This window comes from Cellulophaga sp. F20128, assembly GCF_023015805.1.
Taxonomy (GTDB): Bacteria; Bacteroidota; Bacteroidia; order Flavobacteriales; family Flavobacteriaceae; genus Cellulophaga.
Map to the genome: position 1 here is coordinate 121,332 of NZ_JALKBA010000002.1, position 26,194 is coordinate 147,525.

General features: G+C 36.2%; 24 protein-coding genes. 17 read left to right on the forward strand and 7 right to left on the reverse strand.

What is annotated here, in order from left to right; translation table 11 throughout:
• The first annotated feature begins 153 nt into the window (after positions 1 to 153).
• Positions 154 to 2,127, forward strand: coding sequence for a DNA primase (gene dnaG, locus MWU65_RS02660; protein WP_247075546.1), 1,974 nt, complete (start codon positions 154 to 156; stop codon positions 2,125 to 2,127).
• Between the two features lie 78 nt (positions 2,128 to 2,205).
• On the opposite strand, the gene MWU65_RS02665 is transcribed toward dnaG, so the two are convergent.
• Together MWU65_RS02665 and nadE are read right to left on the reverse strand one after the other, a co-directional pair.
• A complete protein-coding gene (locus MWU65_RS02665; protein WP_247075547.1) occupies positions 2,206 to 2,835 on the reverse strand; it encodes a response regulator transcription factor in 630 nt (209 codons plus the stop codon).
• 170 nt (positions 2,836 to 3,005) lie between these two features.
• Positions 3,006 to 3,794 (reverse strand): NAD(+) synthase, encoded by a 789-nt coding sequence (gene nadE, locus MWU65_RS02670; protein WP_247075548.1) that lies wholly within the window; start codon positions 3,792 to 3,794, stop codon positions 3,006 to 3,008.
• Positions 3,795 to 3,889: 95 nt separating this feature from the next.
• Between nadE and gldB the strand changes: the two genes are divergently transcribed.
• Positions 3,890 to 4,855 (forward strand): gliding motility lipoprotein GldB, encoded by a 966-nt coding sequence (gldB, locus tag MWU65_RS02675; protein ID WP_247075549.1) that lies wholly within the window; start codon positions 3,890 to 3,892, stop codon positions 4,853 to 4,855.
• Positions 4,856 to 5,194 carry a gliding motility protein GldC gene (gene gldC, locus MWU65_RS02680; protein WP_247075550.1) on the forward strand — a complete coding sequence of 113 codons (339 nt, stop codon included), beginning with the start codon at positions 4,856 to 4,858 and terminating at the stop codon, positions 5,192 to 5,194.
• Positions 5,195 to 5,260: 66 nt separating this feature from the next.
• On the opposite strand, the gene MWU65_RS02685 is transcribed toward gldC, so the two are convergent.
• The 3 genes from MWU65_RS02685 to MWU65_RS02695 form a co-directional block, all read right to left on the reverse strand.
• On the reverse strand, positions 5,261 to 5,833 hold the full coding sequence (locus tag MWU65_RS02685; RefSeq protein ID WP_247075551.1) for a type 1 periplasmic binding fold superfamily protein: 573 nt from the start codon (positions 5,831 to 5,833) through the stop codon (positions 5,261 to 5,263).
• A gap of 17 nt (positions 5,834 to 5,850) precedes the next feature.
• Entirely contained in the window at positions 5,851 to 8,244 is a 2,394-nt protein-coding gene (locus MWU65_RS02690; protein ID WP_247075552.1) for a TonB-dependent receptor, read from the reverse strand.
• A 73-nt stretch (positions 8,245 to 8,317) separates the two neighbouring features.
• A complete protein-coding gene (locus MWU65_RS02695; RefSeq protein WP_247075553.1) occupies positions 8,318 to 8,632 on the reverse strand; it encodes a hypothetical protein in 315 nt (104 codons plus the stop codon).
• Between the two features lie 131 nt (positions 8,633 to 8,763).
• Between MWU65_RS02695 and MWU65_RS02700 the strand changes: the two genes are divergently transcribed.
• Positions 8,764 to 9,144 (forward strand): GTPase, encoded by a 381-nt coding sequence (locus MWU65_RS02700; RefSeq protein WP_247075554.1) that lies wholly within the window; start codon positions 8,764 to 8,766, stop codon positions 9,142 to 9,144.
• A gap of 1 nt (position 9,145) precedes the next feature.
• Here the strand turns inward: MWU65_RS02700 and yihA are convergent, their stop codons facing one another.
• Positions 9,146 to 9,766, reverse strand: coding sequence for a ribosome biogenesis GTP-binding protein YihA/YsxC (yihA, locus tag MWU65_RS02705; RefSeq protein WP_247075555.1), 621 nt, complete (start codon positions 9,764 to 9,766; stop codon positions 9,146 to 9,148).
• 36 nt (positions 9,767 to 9,802) lie between these two features.
• The gene (locus MWU65_RS02710; protein ID WP_247075556.1) at positions 9,803 to 10,567 is read right to left on the reverse strand and encodes an alpha/beta hydrolase; all 765 of its coding nucleotides are present in this window, start codon (positions 10,565 to 10,567) and stop codon (positions 9,803 to 9,805) included.
• A 238-nt stretch (positions 10,568 to 10,805) separates the two neighbouring features.
• Between MWU65_RS02710 and mraZ the strand changes: the two genes are divergently transcribed.
• From mraZ to ftsZ, 13 genes are read left to right on the forward strand one after another with little or no spacing between them, the layout of a single operon-like run.
• On the forward strand, positions 10,806 to 11,270 hold the full coding sequence (gene mraZ / locus MWU65_RS02715) for a division/cell wall cluster transcriptional repressor MraZ (protein WP_247075557.1): 465 nt from the start codon (positions 10,806 to 10,808) through the stop codon (positions 11,268 to 11,270).
• Entirely contained in the window at positions 11,257 to 12,153 is an 897-nt protein-coding gene (rsmH, locus tag MWU65_RS02720) for a 16S rRNA (cytosine(1402)-N(4))-methyltransferase RsmH (protein ID WP_247075558.1), read from the forward strand. The genes mraZ and rsmH overlap by 14 nt, the downstream gene beginning before the upstream one ends.
• Before the next feature lie 2 nt (positions 12,154 to 12,155).
• Positions 12,156 to 12,473, forward strand: a complete 318-nt coding sequence (locus MWU65_RS02725; protein WP_247075559.1) for an FtsL-like putative cell division protein — start codon at positions 12,156 to 12,158, stop codon at positions 12,471 to 12,473.
• Positions 12,473 to 14,479: a penicillin-binding protein gene (locus tag MWU65_RS02730; protein WP_247075560.1), complete on the forward strand. Its 2,007-nt coding sequence runs from the start codon at positions 12,473 to 12,475 to the stop codon at positions 14,477 to 14,479. The genes MWU65_RS02725 and MWU65_RS02730 overlap by 1 nt, the downstream gene beginning before the upstream one ends.
• Positions 14,476 to 15,939: a UDP-N-acetylmuramoyl-L-alanyl-D-glutamate--2,6-diaminopimelate ligase gene (locus tag MWU65_RS02735; protein ID WP_247075561.1), complete on the forward strand. Its 1,464-nt coding sequence runs from the start codon at positions 14,476 to 14,478 to the stop codon at positions 15,937 to 15,939. Before MWU65_RS02730 ends, MWU65_RS02735 begins: the two co-directional genes overlap by 4 nt.
• 26 nt (positions 15,940 to 15,965) lie before the next feature.
• Positions 15,966 to 17,189 carry a phospho-N-acetylmuramoyl-pentapeptide-transferase gene (mraY, locus tag MWU65_RS02740; RefSeq protein WP_247075562.1) on the forward strand — a complete coding sequence of 408 codons (1,224 nt, stop codon included), beginning with the start codon at positions 15,966 to 15,968 and terminating at the stop codon, positions 17,187 to 17,189.
• The gene (murD, locus tag MWU65_RS02745) at positions 17,189 to 18,523 is read left to right on the forward strand and encodes a UDP-N-acetylmuramoyl-L-alanine--D-glutamate ligase (RefSeq protein ID WP_247075563.1); all 1,335 of its coding nucleotides are present in this window, start codon (positions 17,189 to 17,191) and stop codon (positions 18,521 to 18,523) included. Before mraY ends, murD begins: the two co-directional genes overlap by 1 nt.
• A 2-nt stretch (positions 18,524 to 18,525) precedes the next feature.
• The gene (locus MWU65_RS02750) at positions 18,526 to 19,719 is read left to right on the forward strand and encodes an FtsW/RodA/SpoVE family cell cycle protein (protein WP_247075564.1); all 1,194 of its coding nucleotides are present in this window, start codon (positions 18,526 to 18,528) and stop codon (positions 19,717 to 19,719) included.
• Entirely contained in the window at positions 19,706 to 20,797 is a 1,092-nt protein-coding gene (gene murG, locus MWU65_RS02755; protein ID WP_247075565.1) for an undecaprenyldiphospho-muramoylpentapeptide beta-N-acetylglucosaminyltransferase, read from the forward strand. The genes MWU65_RS02750 and murG overlap by 14 nt, the downstream gene beginning before the upstream one ends.
• Positions 20,794 to 22,140 carry a UDP-N-acetylmuramate--L-alanine ligase gene (gene murC, locus MWU65_RS02760; RefSeq protein ID WP_247075566.1) on the forward strand — a complete coding sequence of 449 codons (1,347 nt, stop codon included), beginning with the start codon at positions 20,794 to 20,796 and terminating at the stop codon, positions 22,138 to 22,140. Before murG ends, murC begins: the two co-directional genes overlap by 4 nt.
• Positions 22,137 to 22,856, forward strand: coding sequence for a cell division protein FtsQ/DivIB (locus tag MWU65_RS02765; protein ID WP_247075567.1), 720 nt, complete (start codon positions 22,137 to 22,139; stop codon positions 22,854 to 22,856). The genes murC and MWU65_RS02765 overlap by 4 nt, the downstream gene beginning before the upstream one ends.
• A 3-nt stretch (positions 22,857 to 22,859) precedes the next feature.
• Complete coding sequence (gene ftsA, locus MWU65_RS02770) at positions 22,860 to 24,197, forward strand: cell division protein FtsA (protein ID WP_247075568.1); 1,338 nt, start codon at positions 22,860 to 22,862, stop codon at positions 24,195 to 24,197.
• A gap of 40 nt (positions 24,198 to 24,237) precedes the next feature.
• Entirely contained in the window at positions 24,238 to 26,160 is a 1,923-nt protein-coding gene (gene ftsZ, locus MWU65_RS02775; RefSeq protein ID WP_247075570.1) for a cell division protein FtsZ, read from the forward strand.
• The last annotated feature ends 34 nt before the right edge of the window (positions 26,161 to 26,194 follow it).

A 26,194-nucleotide genomic window follows, 5' to 3' on the forward strand; every position in this document is an offset into this window, starting at 1 on the left:
CCAAATAAAAAGCCCTAAAACAATCAATTTTGTTTTAGGGCTTTTTTTTTATTGTTAGTCTATTTTATAGAATTAGTTCTTATTTTAATCCATTAGAATGAAATCATAAAACAGAGTTCAGTATATTTACCCCAGTAAAAAAACTTCCAAAAATTGATATCAAAATCTACCATAGATCAAGTGTATGAAACTGCTCGTTTAGAGGAGGTCATTGGTGATTTTGTACAGCTAAAAAAATCGGGTTCTAATTTCAAAGGCCTTAGTCCGTTTACAGATGAGCGTTCACCAAGTTTTATGGTATCACCTGTAAAACAAATTTGGAAAGATTTTAGTAGTGGTAAAGGGGGGAATGTGGTTGCTTTTTTAATGGAACACGAGCATTTTACCTATCCAGAGGCCATTAAATATTTGGCGAGAAAGTACAATATTGAAATAGAAGAAACCGAACGTACAAACGAAGAGAAGGAGCAGGCTGATGAAAAGGAAAGCATGTACCTGGTTTCTGAATATGCACAAAAATACTTTTCAGAAGTACTATGGGAACGTGAGCTAGGAAAGGCCATAGGGTTAAGCTATTTTAAAGAAAGAGGGTTTACCGAGGAGACCATAAAAAAGTTTGGTTTAGGCTATTGTTTAGACCAGTGGGACGCTTTTACAACGGCAGCATTAGGCAAGGGGTATAAAATTGAATACTTAGAGAAAACAGGGTTAACCATTGTAAAACCTCAAGAAGGCCAAGAGGCTAAAAAGTTCGATAGGTTTAAGGGGCGTGTTTTGTTTCCAATCCATTCCATGAGTGGAAGGGTGCTGGGTTTTGGAGGTCGTATTCTAACGAGTGATAAAAAGGCAGCGAAATACTTAAACTCTCCTGAAAGTGATATTTACCATAAAAGCAAAGTGCTTTATGGTATTTACCATGCCAAGCAAGCCATTGCAAAGGAAGATAATTGTTATTTAGTAGAAGGTTATACCGATGTTATTCAATTTCACCAACGAGGCATACAGAATGTTGTAGCCTCTAGTGGTACGGCTCTTACATCAGACCAAATTCGTTTAATAAACAGGCTTACCAAGAATATTACGGTATTGTTTGATGGGGATGCGGCTGGGTTGCGAGCCTCTTTACGTGGGATAGATTTAATCTTAGAACAAGGAATGAATGTTAGGGTCTGTACCTTTCCGGAAGGTGAAGATCCTGATAGTTTTTCTAAAAACAACTCCCTTGAAGATGTAACTCAATATTTAGAAGATAATTCTAAAGATTTTATACAATTTAAAGCCTCCTTGCTTATAAAGGAAACGGCGAATGATCCCATAAAAAGAGCAGAAACAGTTCGGGATATAGTACAAAGTATTTCTAAAATTCCAGATCAGATAAAGAAGGAAATATACATTCAAGAGTGTGCTAGTTTAATGAACATTTCGGAAGCTGTTCTATTTAATACACTGGCTCAAATTGGAAAAAAAGACATTGCCGATACGCATAAGAAAGAGCGACAAGAGCAAAAATCTTTTGAAGTTGTTAAGAATGAACCAGTTCAAGAAAAACTAGATGTACAGTATTTGTTGGAAAAGAAAATTATAGAATTACTCTTGTTGTATGGTGACACACAACAAGAGTTTGATGATTTGTTGTTAAAGGAAGATGATAAGGGAGAATTGGTGCTGGAGAAAGAAATAATAAAATCTAAGGTTTATGAGAAAATATATTTAGACCTGCAGGAAGATGAAATTGAGCTTGCCAATCAGAAATTTAAAAGTATTTATTTTAAATTGATGGAAGAATTGAATGAGAAAGAACATTTTGAAGCCAATAAGTTCATTGCTAACTTAGATCAAGAATTGGTGATAGAGATTTCATCCATTTTAATGGAAGAAGAAAAGTACATATTACATGATTGGGAGCGCAAAGAGATATATCCCAAGGAAAAATCATCTGGAATAGGGCAGTTGGTTAGTGAAACAATATTAACGCTTCGGTGTTACCTCATTAAGAAGAGAATTGGAACCCTTCAGGAGAAAACGCAAGTACTAGATAATGACAACGCAGAAACTCTGGAAGAAATTATGGGGTATTTACAGCTGAACGTTTTGTTGGGTAAAAAATTAGCTCGCGTACTTTCGTAAAGCAAATATTCCAATAAGAAATCAAAACAAAAAAACCAGCATATTGCTGGTTTTTTGTTTTGATAAAATTTTAAATAACTAGTAAATATCTAAAGCTTTCGCTTGTTGTAATAAATCTACCATATTATCTACATTTAATTTTTTCATTAAACGCGCCTTATAGGTGCTAATCGTTTTCTCATTTAGGCTAAGGCCTTCGGCAACATCTTTATTTCTTTTGCCACTAGCAAGCATTTTTAGGACCTCTACCTCTCTTGTAGATAGTTTTCTAAACAATCTCCTAGGTTTTTGAGTGCCTTCGTCAAAGGCAAGTCGCTGTGCTAATTCATTGGTGATAAACATTTTTCCATCACTAATTTTTTCTAAGGCTGCAACAATATAATCTAAATCGGCAGACTTTGATAGGTATCCTTGAGCGCCGGCTCTAATAGAGCTAATGGCATAAACGTCTTCAGACTGTCCGCTGTACATAAGAACTTTAACGTCTGGATAGCTCTTCTTCATTTTTCGTAAGCAGGCAATCCCATTTATTTCAGGAAAATCCATCTCTAACATTAAAACATCAGGAATTTCGTTTTCCAATTTGTAAAAAAGCTCTGCTGAAGAATTAGCGGTGCCAATTACCTTGAAGCCTGTATCATTATTTAAAACTTGTGTAATTCCAACTTGTACAACAGGATGGCTATCTGCAATAAATACTGTTTTCATTTCTTTTGTTTTATTAAAATTTAAGCTTACTTCCTGTTTAGATAATAAAATTCATACAAGAAAAGTCAGGTTAAATCATATATTTCAAGAGCAAAAGTCTTTTTTAATTGTTAAATATAAGCATTATTGGCGTTTTATTCGTTTTATTTTACAAAATATAGGTTGATTGGTTATTTTAATCCATTGGGGATCTTACAAATAGGGATTGGATTCATCTTATGTTGGTTGGCAGTATTCAACTTTTTGTATAATACAAATACTTCTTTTTGTCTGTCAGTAAAATGGTCAGTATTCATTCCCTGCTCATCGGCTAACATAGCCCATTCTAATTCTGGATAAGAAGCACCTATTTGATCTTCATCAGTTCTATCGTCTCCCCAAAGTCCATCTGTAGGGGCTGCTTTTATAATGTCAGAATTCACACCGAGAAACTGGGCTATTTCATAGACCTCGCTTTTCATTAAATCCGCAATAGGACTAATGTCTACACCACCATCACCGTATTTGGTGTAGAAGCCAACGCCAAAATCCTCTACCTTATTACCAGTTCCTGCTACCAAATAACCGTGCAGGCCTGCAAAGTAATAAAGACTGGTCATTCGCAACCGTGCTCTTGCATTTGCGAGCGATAAAAACCGATCATCTTCATTTGCAACGCTCGGTAGTGTGTCTATAAAACTATCAAATACAGGAGTGAGGTTTACCAATTGTCGTTCTACATGATTGTAATTCCCTTGCAGCCACTCAATATGCCTAGCGGCTCTTGAAACTTGATTTTCTGCTTGGTGAATAGGCATTTCTAGGCAAAGTAAATCCAAACCTGTTTTGGCACACAGGGCAGAAGTCACGGCAGAATCGATTCCTCCAGATATTCCAATGACAAAACCTTTAATATTGGCTTTGGTTGCATAATCTTTAAGCCAGCTTACAATATGATTCGTTACTTTTTCTGTTTGCATAGAACACCTTTATTACGTTGAAAACTATTAACTTTGTCAGCGTAAAAATAAAGTGTAACATCTTAATATTATAATGTTAACTCAATTACTTTTGAATGAAACAGCCTATTTACGCACTTTTTGTCCTTTTTGCACTCTTTTTTGGGTGTAAAGAAGATTCTAAAGAAGCCCAAGAAATTAATAAAATAAAGGTAGATCTAACTATTTCCAGATTTGATAGGGAAATAGCAGCAGCTCAAGCAAGTGACATCCCTTTATTAAAAGAAAAGTATCCGTATTTGTTTCCTGAGCAATACCCAGATAGTATATGGGTTAACAATTTAAAGGATACCCTTCAGATTTCTATATTGAAAGAAGTAGAAGGTGCTTTTGGAGATTTTAAGGAAGAAGCAGAAAAAATAGAACGGTTTTACAAACATGTTTTGTATGCTTTTCCCCAAGAAAGACTACCAAAAGTGGTTACGGTAATTTCTAATGTAGACTACAATAACCCAGTGATCATAACCAATGAATTAGTATTGTTGGGTTTGGATAATTATTTAGGCCCTGAACATAAATTTTATCAAGGTTTTCAAAAATACATTGCCGCTGGTTTAGATCAGAAGTACTTGCTTAGTGATATTGCTAGTGCCTTTTCTAAAAAAGTAGTGGCGTACCCAAGCAGTGACAGAACATTTTTGGCGCAACTCGTATATTATGGAAAGGTATTGTATTTAAAAGACAAATTAATTCCTTTTGAAAGCGATGCCATTAAGATAAAATACTCCCAAGAAGATATGGATTGGGCTGCTATTAATGAGGAACAAATATGGCGTAATTTTATAGAGAATGAATATTTGTATAGTACGGATAAAAAACTAGCACTTCGCTTTTTAGACCCTGCTCCTTTTTCTAAATTTCAATTGGAATTGGACAGCGAATCCCCAGGTAGATTAGGGCGCTATCTCGGTTGGCAAATAGTGCGCTCTTTTATGGAAAACAATAATGTAACCTTGCAACAGTTGTTGGAATTGCCTGCCACAGAAATTTTTAAAAAATCTAATTATAAACCAAAACGATAAATGTCTAAAATACATACTTCAGAAATTACACTAACCGTGGGATTAGACGAAAATAGAGTGCCAGAAACTTTAAATTGGTCTGCCCAAGATGGAGGAATTAACAATGAAGAAGCTAAAGCTATGCTTTTATCTGTGTGGGATAGTAAAAACCAAGAGTCTTTAAAAATAGATTTATGGACAAAAGATATGCCAGTAGATGAAATGAAATTGTTTTTTCATCAGACGTTGGTTTCCTTATCTGATACCTTTATGAAAGCTACTCAAGATGAAAAAATGACCGCCACAATGAAGGATTTTTGCGATTATTTTGCTGAAAAATTGGAGCTAGCAAAAGATTAAGGTAGTAGAATAAAATAAAAAACTCCCAGACTTTTCTAGGAGTTTTTTGTTATATATGTTTTCTGCCTACTCTACTGTTAGTGAAAAACTTTGATCTACATCTGTAGCACCACCTGCATCTGCTAAAGTACCATTGTTTGGTTTTTTAGGTTCGTGTCTAAGTGTTACGCCCAATGTGGCGGCACCAACATCACCGGTAGATAAGGTAAACATTATTCCTACAGGGTTCCCATTTTCATCTGTATCCGAGTAAGTTGTATTGTTGATTGATCCGGAAACGGTATAAAAAAACTGATGATGATCATCCTCATCTGCAACTTCTTCAGTAATATCTTCCGCCGGACTTTCGGTTTCATTTAGTAAAGTAATAGTTCCGTTGTAAGTTGTATTTGCGGCTAAATTTTCAACTGTTACCACAGGAGGATTTGGTCCGTCGCCATCCAGATCCTGAGACATTAACGTAATTGCGTCTCCCCCTGCAATAGGAGTTAAGTTTATTGTTACCGTTGTTATAACTTCTTCTTCGTTTACTGCTTCTGGCGCGTCATCATCATCAGAACAAGAAAATAATGCAATGCTAGAAAATGCAACGATACTTGCTTTTTTAATGCTTTTGAAAATTGTGTTTGTAATTGTCATTTTTGTGTGTATTTAAATTAATAATTAAATTTTAGTTTAAGTGTAATAGATCTTCCTAAGTCGTCAGTGAAAAGACGTTGTCTATTCAGGTACTCCCGATACGTTGTATTTAAAAAATTAGTGATACCTAAGCCTACGGTTAGTGCTTTGTTGTCAAAATTAAACTTCATTTCTGAATCTAGTTTTAATAAATGATATGCATTTGGAGGAGTGTTAATTTTTAGTTCTACTTCTTGGTCTTGCTGGGGTGAATACACATCAATATTTGGCACATACTCATTTTGCTTAAAAACATATTCACTTTGTAATTCGATATGAAAGTTATTCCACTCTTTTTTTGTGTACGTAATTCCGTTTTGGAATCTAGCTGACGGCATGTTAATTAGTGGCATATCGTTATTTGTCTCCTTACCTTTTGTAAGTGAAAATTGATGATCTGTACGCCAATTAGAAGACCAAAGGGCATACATTGATGCGTCAATACCTATAAGCCTTGCGTCGGTTTGCCTGTACTCCCATACAGGAAATGCACCGCGAATAGAAAATTCTATCCCCGTGGGCTCTAACAATATAAAATCTGAAATAAAATTGATGTAGGGCGATAGTTCGTATCCCCAGCTAAGGTCATCTTTGCTGATTGAAGCAGCAAATCTGTGTGAAGTTTCACTTTTTATACGTAAATCGCCTAATTCTACTCGTGCAGCAGAATGATGCAAGCCGTCACTAAATAATTCAGCTGGGTTGGGTGTGCGTTGGGCCAACGTATAGTTAAACCGAAATTGGTCATTATTTTTGAAAATGTAATGTAACCCCGCTGAGCCAGAAAAATTATGATACTCTAATATTGGATTAGTGAGTAATTGGGTTCCCAAATCATCAATGATAATTTCAGAAAAATCAGTATCATACCCGCGTTCCTCCCATCTAGAAGTGCGGTAATATTTTTTAGCATCAATTTTACTATAGTCATATCGTAATCCCGCATCTATGGAGCTATTGTCAGAGAGTTGGTATTCCATAGTGGTAAACGCTCCAAAGTCTGCCTTTTTGTAATCAGGTATTAACCTACGAACACCGGTTTCTGGATTGGCGTAGTTTTCTTGATGCCTTCCTAAAATTCCAAAGGTTATTTTTTTCTTGTCATAAGAATCTGCCTTAAAATCTACAGCTACCGTTTGTGTTGTTAATTTTAAGTCTAACGCAGGCTTGTCCTTATCATCACCAACACGTATGTCATACTCATACCTATGATTTTGTTGTAAATCATACTGCACGTTTAGCTTTCCTACGCCTTGAAAACGTTTGTAATAATTTAGTTTTCCTAAGTGGTGACTAACTTCTTGATGAGGATCATTAATGGTATAGGTGAAGTTGTTGACTATGGTTGGTTCATTGTTGTTTATTGCTGTTATAAGATCGTCTACATTGCCAATATGGGAAGCTCTTAAAATACCAATAGTTGTATTGAAATAAGTATAATAGGCATTCCAGCCTTCTTCAAAATTTAGTTTTCCAAAATCGATTGATGCACCGAGTTGTGATACGCCTGTATTGGATAAAATATATTGGGAAGTTTCTGCGTCACCTAGTTTTTTGTAGGATGCCTGCCCTTTTATATAAGCCCCATTTTTATAGGTTCTAGTAAGTGCTGTAGAAATGTTGCCGCCTTGGCCGTTGGATATGCCATGAAGTAGTGTTTTTCCATAAATTGAATCTTTTTTAGGAATTCTATTCTGGTCTAACAAAATGATGCCGCCAATGGCATCGCCGCCAAATTGTAATGCAGCAGCTCCTTTTACAACGGTTACATTTTCTGCAGAATTAAGGTCTATGTTTGGTGCGTGTTCATCTCCCCATTCCATATCTTGCATGCGAATGCCATTGTTGAGAATTAGGATACGGCTACCGCCAAGTCCTTGTATTACAGGTTTAACAATATTGGATCCTGTACTTAAGCTAGACACGCCGTTTATTTGCTTTAGGGCATCGCCAAGGGTATTGCCGCTAAAACGTTCTAGCTGATCAGTTTTTAAAATGTTTTCCTGTGCGGAATTGGTTTTATTTATAGTGCTGCTTGTAACCTTTACTTCATCCAATTCCTCTAAATGGTGCTCTAGAACAATTTGTTTATAGGTGTTTCCTGAAATTTCTATTCTGATAAAACGGGTGCTACATTCAGGATGAGAAACTTCTAATTCTATAGTGCCATTACAGAGGTTTTTTATCGTAAACTTTCCCATAGCGTCTGATAAATAATGCTTTTCCTTGCCTTGTATTTGAATTGTAGCATTAGATAAAGGCGTATTGTCGTGGTAATCAATAACCTCACCAATAAGGATGTTGTTGCAGTCTTGTGCATACAGTATGGTGTTAGCTACTAGCAAACACAGTAATGTTAGCGTATTTCGCATAATAAATGATTTTGTTATAAATAAATACAGCTTCTTTTGTGTAAAAAGAAGAAAAATAAAAAATGGAATGTACTTATCGTTTTGCTGGAGGAGGCCTATTTAAGTAATAGGATGTATGTGTACTTTGAGTATAAGGCGCATTGTAAGTAATTGCAAAAATAGCGCGTACCTCCTTTAATGGATAGATTGTAAGTTGTGTGCAACCGTGATTTATAAAAGAAGTGTGGTTGTTGGTGTAAATGAAATCACATTGTTCACAATGAACAATAACATCATTGGCTTCATCAGCAGAGTGGTAGGTAAAAGCGTGTATGTTTTGGGATCCTAAGAAAAGGAAGCCAATCATAACTAGGCTAAAAACCGACAAAAGGATCTCTCTTAACTTCATAGCAATGCGAAAATACCCAATTGTAAGGTACTTTGTTGTTTGAAAGTGTAAAATTAACAAAATATTAATCTTGTAGATGTGTAAGTTTTTTGGATGGTTTTAGACTGTAGTTAGAACCAATACCTGATACAATGGTTCCTAAAGATTTTAAAAAATTAGTGTTTGTCTATAATGCCAATTCTGGTATAGGGAACTCTATTTTAGATAGTGCTCATAAAATATTTAGTCCCGCTACCTATAATTGTAAGCTGTGCGATATAACTTTTGGTGTGTTTAAAGAAAATGCAGTTTGGAAAAATTTTAGAGAAACCACAGCGGTGGAACTTGAATTTCTTCATAAGGATGAATTTAAGGAACGGTTCCCTAAGAGTAAAGCACTACATGGTAGCTTGCCTGTTGTTTTTACTGAGCTAGACGGATCTTTAGAAATCGTTATATCTGCAGAGGAATTAAATGCGATAAGTACTGCTGAGGCTCTTATAGGTTTAATAAATGAGAAGTTGGTGGTATAGCTTATTTGACTGCGGTAGCCTTAAAATAATCGGTATTAATTCCATCTATAAACTCTAAAACTTCTTCTCTTCCAAGGGTGTTAGAAGCAGAAGTTACAAAGTAGAGGGGAGCTTCATCCCAACTGCCAGAAAGTAATTGGCTAATATAAGCCTCGGCTTGTTTCTTAATTACTTGCGGTTTTAGTTTGTCTGCCTTTGTAAAAATTAAGGCAAATGGAATTTGATTTTCGCCCATCCATTCTAAAAATTCTAAATCTACCTTTTGTGGCTCGTGGCGTATATCAATTAGAACAAAAGCACAAACTAATTGCTCTCTTTCTAAAAAATAATCTGTGATGTATTTTTGAAAAGTTTTCTTGTCTCTTTTAGAAACACGAGCATAACCATAGCCTGGTAAGTCTACTAAAAACCAATTATCATTCACTTTAAAATGATTGATAAGTTGTGTTTTTCCTGGTCTTCCAGAAGTTTTTGCTAAGCTTTTCTTTTGCATTAGCATATTTATCAATGAAGATTTTCCAACATTAGACCTTCCTATAAAAGCGTATTCGGGAATGGATTCGTTAGGGCACGAACGCACATTAGAATTACTGATAACAAAGCTAGCTGATTTAATTTTCAAAAGAATATTTTTAGTTGTGGAATACTTGTTTTTTTATTAAAATTTACGCTGTTTTAGCCAAGCATCTAAAATTGTATTAAACTCTTCCGGGTGTTCCATCATTGGAGCATGTCCACATTCTTTTATCCAAAACAAATCAGAATCTGGTAACAATTTATGAAATTCATCGGCAACATTTGGAGGGGTAACATTGTCATTTTCTCCCCAAATAATACAGGTTGGCGTATGCATTTTTGGCAAATCCTTTGCCATGTTATGTCTTATGGCGCTTTTCGCAATTGCTAAGGTTTTTACCAATTTAATACGGTCATTAACTGTGGCAAATACTTCATCTACAATTTCTTTGGTCGCCACCGCTGGGTCATAAAATACATCCTGTGCCTTCTTTTTTATAAACTCATAATCACCTCTTTTAGGGTAACCATCACCCATTGCGCTTTCATAAAGCCCAGAACTTCCAGTGATTACTAATGCTTTAACGCTTTCTGGAAACATTTTGGTGTGCAATAACCCAATATGTCCCCCTAAGGAATTTCCCAATAATATAACATTATCTAATCCTTTGTATTCAATAAATTCCTTGACAAATTTGGCAAAACTCTTCACAGTAGTTTTTAATAATGGTCTGTCGTAAATAGGTAATTCTGGTACAATAACCTTATATCCTTTTTCAGGAAAATGTTCCATTACACGATTAAAATTGCTAAGTCCGCCCATTAAACCATGTAGTATAATGATAGGTGTGCCTTCTCCAATTTCTATATATCGGTATTTGTCTTCTGTGATAATTATCTTTTCCATTAAAGGATAGCTATTATACTATTAGTTAGCAAATATAGGTATTTCCGCAAAAAGATTTGGGTATTCTTTTTTTATACTCCATCCTATTTTTACCACTTCCTTACATCTTGTTTTTTAAGCTTTTAGTCTAGAAGTTGACTTTTGGGTGGGGAAACTTATTAACAATGTGGTATTTAGTGGTAATTTGTGGTAATTATTTTTATCTTTGATATCAGTTTTAAAATTCAGCTGATTTTAAATGGTAAACTTCATAGGAACATACGAATGTAAAGCCGACGTTAAGGGCAGGGTCATGGTACCCACAGCTCTTAAGGGTCAGATGGCTAGCGTTCTAAACAAAGGTTTTGTTGTAAAACGCTCTGTTTTTCAGCCTTGTTTGGAACTGTATCCTATGGATGAATGGAATCTTCTAATGGAGAAGATGAACAAGAAAAATAGATTTAAGAAAAAGAATAATGATTTTATACGTCGTTTTTCGGCAGGTGTAAAAATAGTAGAATTAGATGCTACAGGGCGTCTATTAATTCCGAAAAACTTAGTTGAGATTGCGGGCATTTCAAAAGATGTGGTGTTGAGTTCTGCAATAAACATTATTGAGATTTGGGATAAGGATAGTTATGAAAAAGTAATTGAGGAGGATGCGGAAAATTTCGCAGCCTTGGCAGAAGAAGTGATGGGAGGAGATGAAGATGAGTTATCATAACCCGGTTTTGTTAAAAGAGTCTGTAGACGGACTAAACATAAAAGAAGATGGAGTGTATGTAGATGTCACCTTTGGTGGTGGAGGACACTCTAGGGAAATTTTAAGTAGGTTGGGTGAAAAAGGGAGGTTGATTGGTTTTGACCAAGACGAAGATGCCTTGGCGAATACCATTGAAGATGATCGGTTTTTGTTGATCAATGAAAACTTTCGTTTTGTTACCCAGTTTTTAAAATTCTATGGCGTGCGTAAGGTCGATGGAATTTTGGGTGATTTTGGAGTTTCGTCGCATCAATTTGATGTGGCAGATAGGGGGTTTTCAACTCGTTTTGATGCTGATTTGGATATGCGAATGAGTAAGAAGAATAAGGTGTCTGCCCATGATGTGGTGAACCGGTATTCCTATGATGATTTACGCCAGGTTTTGTTTCAGTATGGAGATTTAAGAAATGCCAATGCTATGGCAACAGCTATTGTAGAGGCAAGGGGAGAGCAAGAAATTAAAACAACGGACCAGTTAAAGCAGGTGTTGGCTAAGTTTTTACCAGGATTTAAAGAGCATAAAATATTAGCACAAATCTATCAGGCTATTCGGATAGAAGTGAATCAAGAAATTCAGGTTATAAAAGAATTTTTAGAACAGGCAGAAGAACTGTTGCATGACAAAGGAAGGTTAAGTCTTATTAGTTACCATTCTTTAGAAGATAGATTGGTGAAGAGATTTATTAGAGCTGGACAGTTTGATGGGGAGCCTGAAAAGGATTTTTATGGAAATATTGATGTTCCGTTTAAGAAAGTAGGGGGATTAATAATTCCGTCTAGAGAAGAGATAAAATTGAACAATAGAGCCAGAAGCGCAAAATTGAGAATCGCCGAGAAAAAGTAATTATGAGGACTCGATTTTTAGACATTTTAAAAGGAAAATTTTTGGTGAGCGGTGATGCTCCTAAAAATTGGATGTTTATTTTTTTTGCATCCTTTTTGGCGGCTTTAATGATTGCTAGTGCACATAGTGCAGATGGTAAGGTGCATAAAATTGCAGCCTTGAATGAAGAAGTTAAGGAGTTGCGTAGTCAGTTTTTAGATGGTCGTTCAAATGTGCAGGAATTAAAATTAGAATCTTCTATTGTAAAAGAGGTTCAGAAATCAGAATTATATCCGTCAGAAACACCACCAAAGAAAATAAAAGTAATACCCATAAAATAGTGCCAACAACAGAAAAAAAAATATTAACCCGTTTGTATATAGTAGCAGGTGTTCTATTCTTGTTTGCTGTGGCTGTGGCTGTGAAATTGGTTAGCATTCAGTTGGTTGATGGTGAGAAGTATAATAAACTGGCATTGGACCGTACCGAACGTGTTTTTGTTATTGAACCTAATCGCGGCAATCTTATTTCTGATGATGGTAGTTTATTGGCAACCTCTGTTTCCAAATACACTATTCGCTTTGATGCTGTTACGGTGCACAATTCGGATTTTAATGAAAATGTAAAGCCCTTGTCTGATGCTTTGGGTAAAATGTTGGGTAAACCGTCATCTTATTACCAACAATTACTGCGAAAAGCAAAGTCTAATCAGAATAGGTATAAGCTTATTGCTCGAAATTTAGATTATTCAGAGTATATCAAAATAAAAAAATTACCGCTGTTTGAAAAAGGCCCAAATAGAGGTGGACTTATTGTGGAGCAAAAAACAGTGCGTGAGCATCCGTTAGGAAAAATTGCTGAACGAAGTGTGGGTTATGAACGTGTAGATGAGGAAGGTCATTACACCAGGGTTGGATTAGAAGGTGCTTTTGGAGAATATTTGCGAGGCACAGAGGGTAAACGATTAAAACAGAAAATAGCGAAAAACCAATGGAAACCCATAGGGCCAGATAACGATGTAGAGCCAAAAGATGGGTATGATGTGGTTTCTACCATTGATATTAATATCCAAGATATTGCGCACCATGCCTTGTTGGGGCAATTGGAAAAGTACCAGGCAGATCACGGTTGTGTTATTGTTATGGAAGTTGCAACAGGAGAAGTGAAGGCAATTTCTAATTTAGGGCTCACCAAGGAGAATACGTATTATGAGCGCTTAAATTATGCTATAGGCGAGTCTTCGGAGCCGGGTTCTACCTTTAAATTAATGTCCTTGGTTGCTGTCTTAGAAGATAAGGTTGCAGATACGAGTACGGTGATCGATACGGAAAACGGGCGTTGGAAAATTTACGACAGAACAGTAAGAGATTCAAAATGGGGAGGGTATGGAGAGATTTCTTTAGCTAAAGCTTTTGAATACTCTTCCAATACGGCTTTTGCTAAACTAATTCACAACGGCTATAAAGATAAGCCAGAGCGATTTGTTAATCGATTAATGAGTATGAATCTGAATAGAGATTTAGACCTGCCAATTGTTGGTGAAGGAAAACCAGTAATCAGGTATCCTGGAGATAAAGGTTGGTCTGGTATTTCTCTGGCATGGATGTCTCATGGGTATGAGGTTTCTTTAACTCCCTTGCAAATATTAACTTTTTATAATGCCGTGGCTAATGATGGAGAAATGGTTAGGCCTAGACTTATAAAAGAAGTTAAAGAGTGGAACAAGACAATTCATAAGTTTGATAAGGAGGTAATTAATGAGGCTATTTGTTCTCAAGAAACGGTAAAGAAAGTGCAGGCTTTGTTAAAAAATGTAGTGGAGCACAAAAAAGGAACCGGACATAGCTTGTATTCGCCAAACTTTTCTATGGCCGGGAAAACAGGAACAGCGCAAAAAAACTATGTGACTAAAGATCCAGATAAGTTGCAATATATTTCTTCGTTTGCTGGCTATTTTCCAGCAGATAACCCTAAATATTCGTGTATTGTAGTTGTACATGAGCCTAATAAATCTGCAGGCTTTTACGGAGCAGATGTGGCGGGGCCTGTTTTTAAGTCCGTTGCGCATAAGGTGTATGCAACATCACCTAAAACAGATATCATAGAAGGTTTAGAAATAGATGCTACGGCTTTAGAAGGCGAATACAAATCGTACTACACCACGGCTCAGAAACAACACACAAGTATCCCCAATGTAAAAGGAATGAGTGGTATGGATGCTGTTTCTCTTTTAGAAAATTTAGGATTGCAAGTAGAGGTTAAAGGAAATGGAAAAGTAAAGAGTCAGTCTGTTACCCAAGGTACAGCAGTTAAAGGAGTGTCTAAAATAACCCTAGAATTATCGTGAAATTAGTTAAAGACATATTGTATGGCGTAAGTATCGTTGCTGTTAACGGTACCACCAATAGTATGATCAATGCGATCTGTTTTGATTCTAGAAAAGTAGGATTAGATGATCTGTTTATTGCAATAAAAGGGACGTTAGTAGACGGACATAACTATATAGACATTGCCTTAAAGGCTGGAGCAAATACAATTGTTTGTGAGGTATTACCAGAAACTTTAGTCAATGGAGTTACCTATGTACAAGTAGCCAATGGAAACCGAGCATTGGCCATAATGGCTGCTAATTATTACGGGAACCCTTCTAAGAATTTAAAGTTGGTGGGTGTTACCGGAACCAATGGTAAAACAACAATTACGAGTTTATTGTACCAGTTGTTTAAAAAGGCAGGTTTTAAAGTGGGGTTATTGTCAACCATAAAAATAATGATTGATGAAAAAGAAGTGCCTGCAACCCATACAACACCAGATGCGCTTACCATAAATAAAGCGCTCTCTGAAATGAGTGATGTAGGAGTCGAGTTCTGTTTTATGGAAGTTAGTTCACATGGTATTCACCAGAAAAGAACCGAAGGTTTGGTTTTTGAAGGTGCTCTATTTACAAACTTATCACATGATCATTTAGATTATCATAAAACCTTTGCAGAGTATAGAGATACCAAGAAAATGCTCTTTGATGGCTTGTCTAAAAAGAGTTTTGCGCTGACCAATATAGACGATAAGAATGGCGCTGTTATGTTGCAAAATACCAAGGCTAAAAAGAAAACGTATGCCTTAAAAACCTATGCCGATTTTAGGGCTCAAATTTTGGAGAATCAATTTGATGGGCAATTATTAAAGATCGGTGAAAATGAATTTTGGTCTAAATTAATCGGTGAATTTAACGCTTACAATATGCTGGCAATTTATGCTACTGCAGAATTGTTGGGCTTAGAAAGAATGGAAATTCTACGGCTTTTAAGTGAGTTGGAAAATGTAGATGGAAGATTTCAATATTATATATCAAAAGAAAAAATAACGGCAATTGTTGATTATGCCCATACGCCGGATGCCTTAAAAAATGTATTGAAAACGATTAATTCGTTGAGGACAGGAAATGAAAATGTTATTACCGTGGTGGGGTGCGGTGGGGATCGAGATAAGTCTAAACGTCCGGTTATGGGTCATATTGCCTCAGAGATGAGTACTAAGGTGATTTTTACATCAGACAATCCTCGTACAGAATCGCCTTCTGTCATTTTAGAAGAAGTAGAGGCGGGTGTAGAGGCTCAAAATGTACGTAAGGTTCTGACTATTGAAAACAGAGAACAAGCTATAAAAACAGCTTGCCAATTGGCGAATGCCAAGGATATTATTCTTGTTGCAGGAAAGGGCCATGAGACCTATCAAGAAACGAATGGAGTTCGAATAGAATTTGATGATTTTAAAATTGTAAAAAAAATATTGATTGGCTTAGATAAATAGGGCTAGTTAGATAAGGAACACACCGTATGTTATATTATTTATTTGAATTTTTAGAAAAAGAATATCAATTGCCAGGGGCAACCTTGTTTCAATTTATAACATTTAGGGCGGCTATGGCGGTTATGCTTTCCTTGTTGATAGCAACTGTTTACGGAAAAAAAATAATCGTTTTTCTTCAAAAGAAACAAATTGGAGAAACGGTAAGAGATTTAGGTTTAGATGGGCAAAAGCAAAAGGCTGGTACTCCTACGATGGGGGGATTAATCATTATTCTTGCAACCTTAATTCCGGTATTACTGTTTGCGCGTTTAGATAATATCTATGTCATTTTATTAATAGTTACCATGCTGTGGATGGGGGCAATTGGATTTTTAGATGATTATATTAAAACCTTTAAAAAGGATAAAGAGGGCTTAAAAGGAAGGTTTAAAATATTAGGTCAGGTGGTATTGGGCTTAATTGTAGGGGCTACGCTTTATTTTCATCCAGAAGTTACAATTAAGGAAAATGCAATTGCAGGTATTGTTCAAAAAGGATCTACTGCGATTCCTATAGCTGTGCCTGAAATAAAATCAATGACAACTACGGTTCCCTTGATAAAAAACAATGAATTAGATTATACCGCTTTTATTTCTTGGATGGGTGATGGAGCCGCAGATTATGCGTGGTTAATATTTATTCCAATAGTAATGCTAATAGTAACAGCGGTATCTAACGGCGCAAATTTAACCGACGGTATTGATGGGTTGGCAGCTGGTACTTCGGCAATAATTGTATTTACACTTGGTATTTTTGCTTGGGTTTCTGGTAATATCATTTTCTCAGATTACTTAGATATTATGTTTATTCCTAGGTCTGGTGAGCTGGTAGTGTTTATAGCCGCCTTTGTAGGTGCCTTAATTGGATTCTTGTGGTATAATGCATTTCCTGCAACCGTTTTTATGGGAGATACTGGTAGCCTTACAATTGGAGGAGTCATTGCTGTAATTGCCATTATTGTTCGCAAAGAACTTATAATCCCATTGTTGTGTGGAATTTTCTTTGCTGAATCAATATCGGTCATGCTTCAGGTGGCCTACTTTAAGTACACGAAAAAAAGAAGTGGTGAGGGTAAGCGTATTTTTTTAATGGCGCCTTTGCATCATCATTATCAAAAGAAAGGATACCACGAAAGTAAGATTGTTACCCGTTTTTGGATTGTGAGCATCTTACTGGCAATACTAACATTTGTGACCCTAAAAGTACGATAGTGAAAAGACTGGTAATACTTGGAGCGGGTGAAAGTGGTGTGGGTACGGCGCTTTTAGGACAAAAAAAAGGATACGAAGTTTTTGTGTCTGATAATAACAAAATAAAAGAGGAATACAAGAAGGTTCTTGAACATTTTGAAATTGACTGGGAAGAGGAACAGCATACAGAGGCTAAGGTTTTTAATGCGGATATAGTGATGAAAAGCCCTGGCATACCCGATAAGGTGGCCTTGGTGCAAAAGTTGGTAGAATTAGACATTCCTGTGATTTCTGAAATTGAATTTGCTTCTAAGTATACGGATGCAACAATAATAGGAATAACGGGTAGCAATGGAAAGACTACAACAACAATGTTGGTAAATCATATCTTAAAAGGTGAAGGTTTAGCTGTGGGAATGGCAGGGAATATTGGTGATAGTTATGCTAAAATGGTGGCGGAAAACAACTTTGATTACTACGTGTTGGAGATTAGTAGTTTTCAGCTCGATGGTATTCTAGACTTTAAACCGCATATCGCCATTATAACCAATATTACGCCAGATCATTTGGACAGGTATGCATATGAGTTTGATAATTATATAGCATCAAAATTTAAAATAGCTCAAAACCAAACCGAAGAAGATTTTTTAATCTACGATGCCGATGATACCGTGCTTGTAAATTGGTTAGAAAAGCATCCAGTAAAATCAAAATTAATACCCTTTTCCATAGAGAAAGAGTTGGAAATAGGAGCATTTCTCAAGGAGAATAAAATTAATATAACAACCCAAAATATAACGATACAGATGACGACTGATAATTTAGCTTTAGAAGGAAAACACAATCTTAAGAATACAATGGCTGCATCTGCTGCGGGGAAATTGTTGCAAATTAGAAAAGAAACGATACGTGCTTGTATTGAAAATTTTCAAGGTGCTCCCCATCGTTTAGAAAGTGTTTTAAAAATTGCACATGTGCAATATGTAAACGATTCTAAAGCTACGAACGTGAATGCAACCTATTATGCCTTAGACAGTATGAAAACGCCAACTGTTTGGATTGTTGGTGGTGTAGATAAGGGTAATGATTATAAATCGTTGATGCCGTTAGTCCGAGAAAAGGTAAAAGCCATTGTTTGTTTGGGTGTAGACAATTCAAAAATTAAGGAGGCATTTGGGAATGTGGTAGATTTAATAGTTGAAACCTGTGCAATGGAAGAGGCTGTAAAAGTGGCTTATAAAATAGGAGAGCGTGGAGATACTGTTTTGTTGTCCCCAGCTTGTGCTAGTTTCGATTTGTTTACAAATTATGAAGATCGAGGAAATCAATTTAAAGAAGCGGTTAAAAACTTATAGGGGTGTTGCATTTTATCAAAAATATTAGTGGAGATAAGGCTATTTGGGGCATCGTTGCCCTATTGGCTCTGTTTTCATTTTTACCCGTCTATAGTGCTAGTAGTAATCTGGTGTATGTGGTTGGCAATGGCACTACAGTGAGTCATTTGGTGAAGCATGCATTTTTATTGTTGCTCGGTTTTGGGATTATTTTTGGGGTGCATAAAATACCGATGCATTTTTTTAAAGGCTTATCTATGATTGCGCTGCCCTTGGTATTGCTTTTGCTAGTATATACCTTGGCTCAAGGCAAAACCATTGGAGGAGCAAACGCAAGTAGGTGGATTAACATACCTTTTGTTGGTTTTTCTTTTCAAACATCAACATTGGCAACGGTGGTATTAATGATTTATGTAGCTCGGTACCTGGCAAAAATTAAGGATAAGGTGGTTACTTTTAAGGAAAGTATTTTACCCCTTTGGATTCCTGTTTTTTTGGTCATTGTGTTGATACTTCCGGCAAATTTTTCAACAGCCGCAATTCTGTTTTTTATGGTATTGATGTTGACTTTTTTAGGAGGATACCCTATTCGGTATTTGTTGATGATTGTTGGTACGGGGATCGCAAGTTTGGCGCTGTTTGTCTTAATAGCTAAGGCTGTTCCAGATTTGTTTGACAATAGAATTGATACTTGGGAAAATAGAGTTTCTAATTTTTTAAATGGAGAAGATTCTGTAGAAGATTACCAAATAGAACGGGCTAAAATTGCAATTGCATCAGGTGGAATTGTAGGGAAAGGCTCGGGTAAAAGCGTGCAAAAAAACTTTTTGCCACAGAGTTCATCAGATTTTATTTTTGCCATTATTGTTGAAGAATATGGTTTGGTAGGGGGGTTAACTTTAATGTTTTTTTACCTCTTGTTGCTGTTTAGGATCGTTGTTGTAGCAAATGCAAACCCAACTGTATTTGGTAAGTTATTGGTGGTTGGTGTTGGGTTGCCTATAGTATTTCAGGCATTTATAAATATGGCGGTAGCCGTTGAGTTGTTTCCGGTAACAGGGCAGACTTTACCGCTGATAAGCAGTGGTGGTACATCAATTTGGATGACATGTTTGGCAATAGGCGTGGTATTGAGTGCAAGTAATAAAAATGCAGATAAAGAATTGGAAGATATAGATGAGACTAACCCTTTAGAAGTTTTAAGTGGACAATTATAAATTCATATTATCTGGAGGAGGTACGGGCGGACATATTTATCCGGCAATAGCCATAGCCAATGAACTTAAGGAGATGTTTCCTACGGCAGAGTTTTTGTTTGTGGGAGCAAAGGATAGAATGGAGATGGAGAAAGTGCCACAGGCAGGGTATGAGATAGAAGGGTTGTGGATTTCGGGATTGCAACGAAAGTTGACGTTTAAAAATATGATGTTTCCTATAAAGTTGGTGAGTAGTTTAATTAAAGCTAGAGGTATTGTCCGGAAATTTAAACCAGATGTAGTAATTGGTACCGGAGGATTTGCTAGTGGTCCGCTCCTGCGTATGGCAGCAGCTAAAAATATTCCATGCCTGTTGCAGGAACAAAATTCTTATGCAGGTATCACCAATAAATTATTGGCGTCTAAAGTGAAGAAAATATGTGTTGCATATGATCATATGGAACGGTTTTTTCCTGCGGATAAAATTGTTAAAACTGGAAATCCAGTGCGTAAAGATTTGGTAGAGCTAAAGATTTCTAAGACGGAGGCTTTGCATTTTTTTGGGTTGAATCCAGAAAAACTGGTAGTACTTGTTTTGGGGGGTAGTTTGGGAGCAAAAAGGGTTAATCAACTCATAAAGGAACAGCTGCCTTTGTTTAAATCCTTGGGAGTTCAGGTTATTTGGCAATGCGGGAAATTGTATTATGAAACGTATAAAAATCTCCAAACAGAGGAGGTTTTGGTGTTCGATTTTTTAAATAAAATGGATTGTGCTTATGCTGCTGCAGATATTATTATTTCAAGAGCCGGAGCTGGGGCTGTATCAGAATTAAGTATTGTTGGCAAGCCGGTTATTTTTATACCATCGCCCAATGTTGCTGAAGATCATCAGACTAAAAATGCACTGGCTTATGTGGCTAAAGATGCAGCAATCTTACTTAAAGAGAAAGATCTGGAGTTGGACTTTATGGGAGTTTTTACAGCATTATTAAAGGATGATAAAAAACAACAAGCATTAGCTGACAATATAAAAAAACAAGCTTTGCCAGAGGCGACAAAAAGCATAGCTTTTGAAGTAGAAAAATTAGTAAAAAAATGAATTTAAAGGACATACATAGTGTTTATTTCTTGGGTATTGGAGGCATTGGTATGTCTGCTTTGGCACGCTATTTTAAGTTCATAGGTAAAGAAGTAGCTGGGTACGATAAAACACAGACTCCCTTAACGGAAGCTTTGTCTGCCACCGATATTGCTATTCATTTTGAGGATGATGTGCAAAATATTCCAGACCGATTTAAAGATTTGAACAGTACTTTAGTGGTGTATACACCAGCCTTACCTAAAACCCTTAAAGAACTCAATTTTTATATTGAGAAAGGCTTCGATGTCAAAAAACGATCAGAAGTTTTGGGAATCATTACTAAAAATAGCTTTTGTTTTGCAGTTGCAGGTACCCATGGTAAAACTACAACTTCTAGTATTTTGGCTCATTTGCTTTATGAAACAGGGGCTCCTTTAACCGCATTCTTGGGTGGGATTTCTGAAGATTTTAATAGTAATTTCTTAGTAGAAGGAACGAAGTATTCGGTTGTGGAAGCCGATGAGTTTGACCGTTCATTCTTGCAATTATCGCCAAATGTGGCATGTATTACTTCAATGGATGCAGACCATTTGGATATTTATGGGGATGGGGAAGAACTAAAACGAGCCTTTGTAGATTTTACCAACAAAATAGAACCTGATGGTAAGCTCTTTGTTCGCAATGGATTACGGTTAGAAGGTATTACCTATGGGATTGATGATGATTCAGATTTTTGCATTACTGACCTTGAAGTGCAAAATGGGGCCTACGTATTTTCAATTAAAACACCAGATGTGTTGTTAAAAGGGGTGCGTTTTAATAAGCCAGGAAGGCATAATTTGTTAAATGGTTTGGTGGCGTTTGCAATGGCTTTGGAAGCCGGAAAATCTCCTAGGGCCCTAGCTGCTGCTTTGGATACTTTTAAAGGAGTGCAACGCAGATTTTCATACCGTATAAAAAGAGAAGATTTTGTATTTATAGATGATTATGCCCATCACCCTACTGAAATTAATGCTGTGTATGATGCCATTTCAGAAATTCATCCAAATAAAAAAACACTGGCTGTTTTTCAGCCTCATTTGTTTTCTAGAACTAGGGATTTTATTGATGATTTTGCGACGAGTTTATCAAAATTTGAAAATATTATTTTACTGGATATTTATCCGGCAAGAGAAGAACCTATTGAAGGAGTAACTGCGGAATGGTTGTTGTCTAAAATAAAAAATCCGAATAAAAAAATCTGTACGAAAATAGATTTGATTCATGAAATTAAAAATCAAAGTCCAGAGGTGCTTGTGGTTATGGGTGCAGGCGATATAGGACAAGAAGTTGTTAAAATTAAAAATGCTTTTGAGGTATGAAAATAAACTGGAATTATACAAAGATAGGTTTTCTTTTATTCTTGTTATCAGGGGTTTATGCTTTTTCTGGGCATAGGAATGATGCTAAAAAAGTAAAAAACTCAACGATAGAATTTATAGGCGAAGACAATTTATTTATCACGCACCAAACGGTTAATAAATTGTTAATACAAAATTTAGGTAGTCTTACAAACGTGCCAAAAGATGCGCTAGTTTTGAATACGGTAGAAAAGGTTTTAGAAGCCAATGAAATGGTTAAAAGTGCTCAGGTTTATCTTGCTGTAAATGGGGAACTTACATCTAAAATCATTCAGCGCAAACCTTTGGGGCGTATAGAAGGGAATTCCAAGTTTTATTTGGATGATGAAGGTAAACGTATGCCATTGTCAAAAAATCACTCTGCAAGAGTGCCTATAATTACGGGTAAGATTACGGATGAAAGTCTTAATGATTGTTTTAAGTTGATACAGTTTGTGAATGCAGATAATTTTTTAAAAAAAGATATTATTGGGATTCATATCACTCAAAAAGACAAGATACAGTTGCGGCTTAGGTTAGAAGATTTTGTAGTCACAGTAGGTAGTCTAGAGAATCTAGAAGGAAAGTTTAATAATTACAAAGCTTTTTATAGAAAAGCAGTAAAGGACCAAGCCTTAGATAAGTACAAGGCTGTTAGTTTAGAGTATAATAATCAAGTGGTGTGCACCAAAATATAAGTTATGGAACCAGTTAAATATTCAGTAGGGTTAGACATAGGAACTACAAAGATTGTAGCCATAATTGGTAAGGAAAACGAATACGGTAAAATTGAGGTTTTGGGTATTGGTAGATCTAAAAGTTTAGGAGTACATAGAGGTGTAGTAAACAATATTACCCAGACAATAAAATCAATACAACAGGCTATTGAAGAAGCAGAAGCGAGTTCTGGCTTAAAGATAAGCTCTGTAGTTGTTGGAATTGCGGGACAGCACATTCGCAGTTTGCAACATAGCGATTATATTACCAGAAGTGATTCTGAGTTGGTTATTGATGAGGATGATTTAGACCGCTTGTGCAATCAGGTATATAAATTAATAATGCTTCCTGGAGAGGAGATTATACATGTGTTGCCTCAAGAGTATAAGGTAGATGGACAGGCAGAAATAAAGGAGCCTATAGGAATGTATGGCGGTAGACTAGAAGCTAATTTTCATGTAGTTGTTGGTCAGGTGTCTTCCATAAAAAATGTGGGTAGATGTATTAAGAGTGCCGGCTTAGAATTAGGGAGTATAACGCTTGAGCCTTTGGCTTCTGCAAATGCTGTTTTAAGTCAGGAGGAAAAAGAAGCAGGTGTTGCCTTAATCGATATAGGTGGTGGTACAACCGATGTTGCAATTTTTAAAGATGGTATTATTCGGCATACTGCAGTAATCCCTTTTGGAGGAAATGTTATAACTGAAGATATAAAAGAAGGCTGTTCTATCATAGAAAAGCAAGCGGAACTTTTAAAAATAAAGTTTGGTTCTGCTTGGCCAGGTGAAAATAAGGACAATGAGATTGTTTCTATTCCAGGCTTAAGAGGACGGGAACCGAAAGAAATAACCTTAAAGAATCTCTCTAAAATTATACACGCTCGGGTGGTTGAAATCGTAGAGCAGGTGTATATGGAGATCAAGAATTACGGGCATGAAGACCAAAAGAAAAAGCTTATTGGTGGTATTGTTTTAACGGGTGGTGGCAGCCAGTTAAATCACTTAAAGCAATTGGTAGAATATATAACAGGGATGGATACCCGAATAGGCTATCCCAATGAGCATTTGGCAGGAGACTCTGATCAGGATATAGCGAGTCCGTTATATGCCACAGGAGTTGGATTGTTAATGAATGCTATAGAAACAAATGCCAAGAAAAAGATAGTAGAAGTAGCTGAAAATCAGAGTGTAAATAAAGAGGGTCCCTATGTAGAAGCGGGGTCAACTTCTGGACAGGCACCTAAGTCAGCCTTAAAAATAGAACGTAAATCCATTTTTGAAAAATGGTCCGACAAGTTGAAAGACTTTTTGGATAATGCCGAGTAGTGCATCGAAGAATAAAAAAATGAATCAGTAAAAAAATAGTATGAGCAAGAACACTGAATTAGAAAGTAGTATCTCTTTTGATTTGCCTAAAAATCAAAGTAACGTAATTAAGGTCATTGGCGTAGGTGGCGGTGGTAGCAATGCCATTAACCACATGTTCCAAGCTGGTATCAACGGAGTAGATTTTGTGGTCTGTAATACAGATTCACAGGCGCTTGATAATAGTAGTGTGCCTAATAAAATTAGATTAGGTGTTACTTTAACAGAAGGTTTAGGTGCAGGTGCCAATCCAGAGGTTGGTGAACAAGCCGCCATTGAAAGCATGGAAGACATAAAAAATATGTTGGACAAGAACACCAAAATGGTTTTTATTACAGCTGGGATGGGTGGTGGTACCGGTACAGGTGCTGCACCAATAATTGCAAAACAAGCAAAAGGTATGGATATCCTTACCGTGGGTATTGTTACAATGCCTTTTCTGTTTGAAGGAAAAATGAGATGCCAGCAAGCTCAGACTGGTATAGAAAAACTTCGTGCAAATGTAGATTCATTAATCGTTATTAATAATAATAAACTTAGAGAGGTATACGGCAACTTAGGCTTTAAAGCTGGTTTCTCTAAGGCCGATGAAGTTTTAGCAACTGCAGCAAGAGGTATTGCCGAAGTTATTACGCATCACTATACACAAAATATAGATTTACGGGATGCTAAAACCGTACTCTCTAACAGTGGAACTGCAATAATGGGGTCTGCAAATGCTTCAGGCTCTTCTAGAGCTCAAGAAGCGATAATGAAGGCCTTAGATTCTCCGTTGTTAAATGATAATAAGATCGCAGGAGCTAAAAATGTATTGCTTTTAATAGTTTCTGGTGCTCAGGAAATCACGATTGATGAAATAGGTGAAATCAATGATCATATTCAAATTGAAGCGGGTCATGGAGCAAACATTATAATGGGTGTTGGTGAGGATGAAAACCTTGGAGATGCCATTGGAGTTACCGTTATTGCCACGGGTTTTAATATAGATCAGCAAGATGATATTGTCAATACAGAGTCAAAAAAAATTATTCATACCCTAGGAGATGAGCAAAAAGCAGAGCATAATTTAACACCAGCTAATGCTAATGTTGTTTATGAAGTTGTAGCGCCAGAAGAAGTAGCTCCTGTAAAAGAAGCGGTGATTAAACACACCCTAGTTGCAGATGAGCAACCAGATATGGATTTAATTCCGACTACGAATTTTATTAAGAACTTCAATGTCTTTTATGACGAGGTGGTTGCAGAAGGGACTAAAGAAGATGATTTTGTCATTATAGATGTAAAGGATATAAATGTTGTAGACGCTGAGGAGGTAAAGGTAGTTCAAGAAGAAGATCAGTTTGCTTTTAGTTTTGATATGCCTAAAGCAGAAAAAAGAGTAAAAGAGGAAGATGAGCAAGAGGTTGTTATTTCATTTAGCCTAGACGATGATGTTACGGAGATGGATGTTAAGGAGCATGTAGAGGTTGTACCCGTTTTAGAATACAACAAAGAGGGAGAAACTCGATATAGTTTGGATGATTATATGGAGTTAGAAAATGAATTGACAGGTGCAAAATCTAAGGCGGAAAAATACAATCCTAAAATTGTTGAAGACAAAATAGTCTTTGAGAAAAAAACAATCGCTAAAGAAAGTGTGAAGGAAGATAGGGTTATAGATCCTATGGATACACCTATAGAAGAGCTTTTAAAGGATCGGGCAGATGTTCGTAGAAGAAAATTAAAAGATTTCAACCATAAATTCCAGAACAATATCAATAATGTAAATGATATGGAAAATAAACCAGCTTATTTGCGTCAAGGAATAAATTTAAATCAGAACTCCCCTGAAAATAGAGTGTCACGTACTTCGTTAAGTGAGGATGATAATGATGAAATTCAATTGCGTTCTAATAATTCTTTTTTGCATGATAATGTAGATTAGTAGCATCAGCTTACGAATTAAAGTAGTTTATAAA

Bases quoted from the DNA above. Each gene is read 5' to 3' on its own strand.
- MWU65_RS02665 (WP_247075547.1), bottom strand. From the start codon at position 2,835: ATGAAAACAGTATTTATTGCAGATAGCCATCCTGTTGTACAAGTTGGA.
- nadE (WP_247075548.1), bottom strand. From the start codon at position 3,794: ATGCAAACAGAAAAAGTAACGAATCATATTGTAAGCTGGCTTAAAGAT.
- gldB (WP_247075549.1), top strand. From the start codon at position 3,890: ATGAAACAGCCTATTTACGCACTTTTTGTCCTTTTTGCACTCTTTTTT.
- gldC (WP_247075550.1), top strand. From the start codon at position 4,856: ATGTCTAAAATACATACTTCAGAAATTACACTAACCGTGGGATTAGAC.
- MWU65_RS02685 (WP_247075551.1), bottom strand. From the start codon at position 5,833: ATGACAATTACAAACACAATTTTCAAAAGCATTAAAAAAGCAAGTATC.
- MWU65_RS02690 (WP_247075552.1), bottom strand. From the start codon at position 8,244: ATGCGAAATACGCTAACATTACTGTGTTTGCTAGTAGCTAACACCATA.
- MWU65_RS02695 (WP_247075553.1), bottom strand. From the start codon at position 8,632: ATGAAGTTAAGAGAGATCCTTTTGTCGGTTTTTAGCCTAGTTATGATT.
- MWU65_RS02700 (WP_247075554.1), top strand. From the start codon at position 8,764: ATGGTTCCTAAAGATTTTAAAAAATTAGTGTTTGTCTATAATGCCAAT.
- MWU65_RS02710 (WP_247075556.1), bottom strand. From the start codon at position 10,567: ATGGAAAAGATAATTATCACAGAAGACAAATACCGATATATAGAAATT.
- mraZ (WP_247075557.1), top strand. From the start codon at position 10,806: ATGGTAAACTTCATAGGAACATACGAATGTAAAGCCGACGTTAAGGGC.
- rsmH (WP_247075558.1), top strand. From the start codon at position 11,257: ATGAGTTATCATAACCCGGTTTTGTTAAAAGAGTCTGTAGACGGACTA.
- MWU65_RS02725 (WP_247075559.1), top strand. From the start codon at position 12,156: ATGAGGACTCGATTTTTAGACATTTTAAAAGGAAAATTTTTGGTGAGC.
- mraY (WP_247075562.1), top strand. From the start codon at position 15,966: ATGTTATATTATTTATTTGAATTTTTAGAAAAAGAATATCAATTGCCA.
- murC (WP_247075566.1), top strand. From the start codon at position 20,794: ATGAATTTAAAGGACATACATAGTGTTTATTTCTTGGGTATTGGAGGC.
- MWU65_RS02765 (WP_247075567.1), top strand. From the start codon at position 22,137: ATGAAAATAAACTGGAATTATACAAAGATAGGTTTTCTTTTATTCTTG.
- ftsA (WP_247075568.1), top strand. From the start codon at position 22,860: ATGGAACCAGTTAAATATTCAGTAGGGTTAGACATAGGAACTACAAAG.
- ftsZ (WP_247075570.1), top strand. From the start codon at position 24,238: ATGAGCAAGAACACTGAATTAGAAAGTAGTATCTCTTTTGATTTGCCT.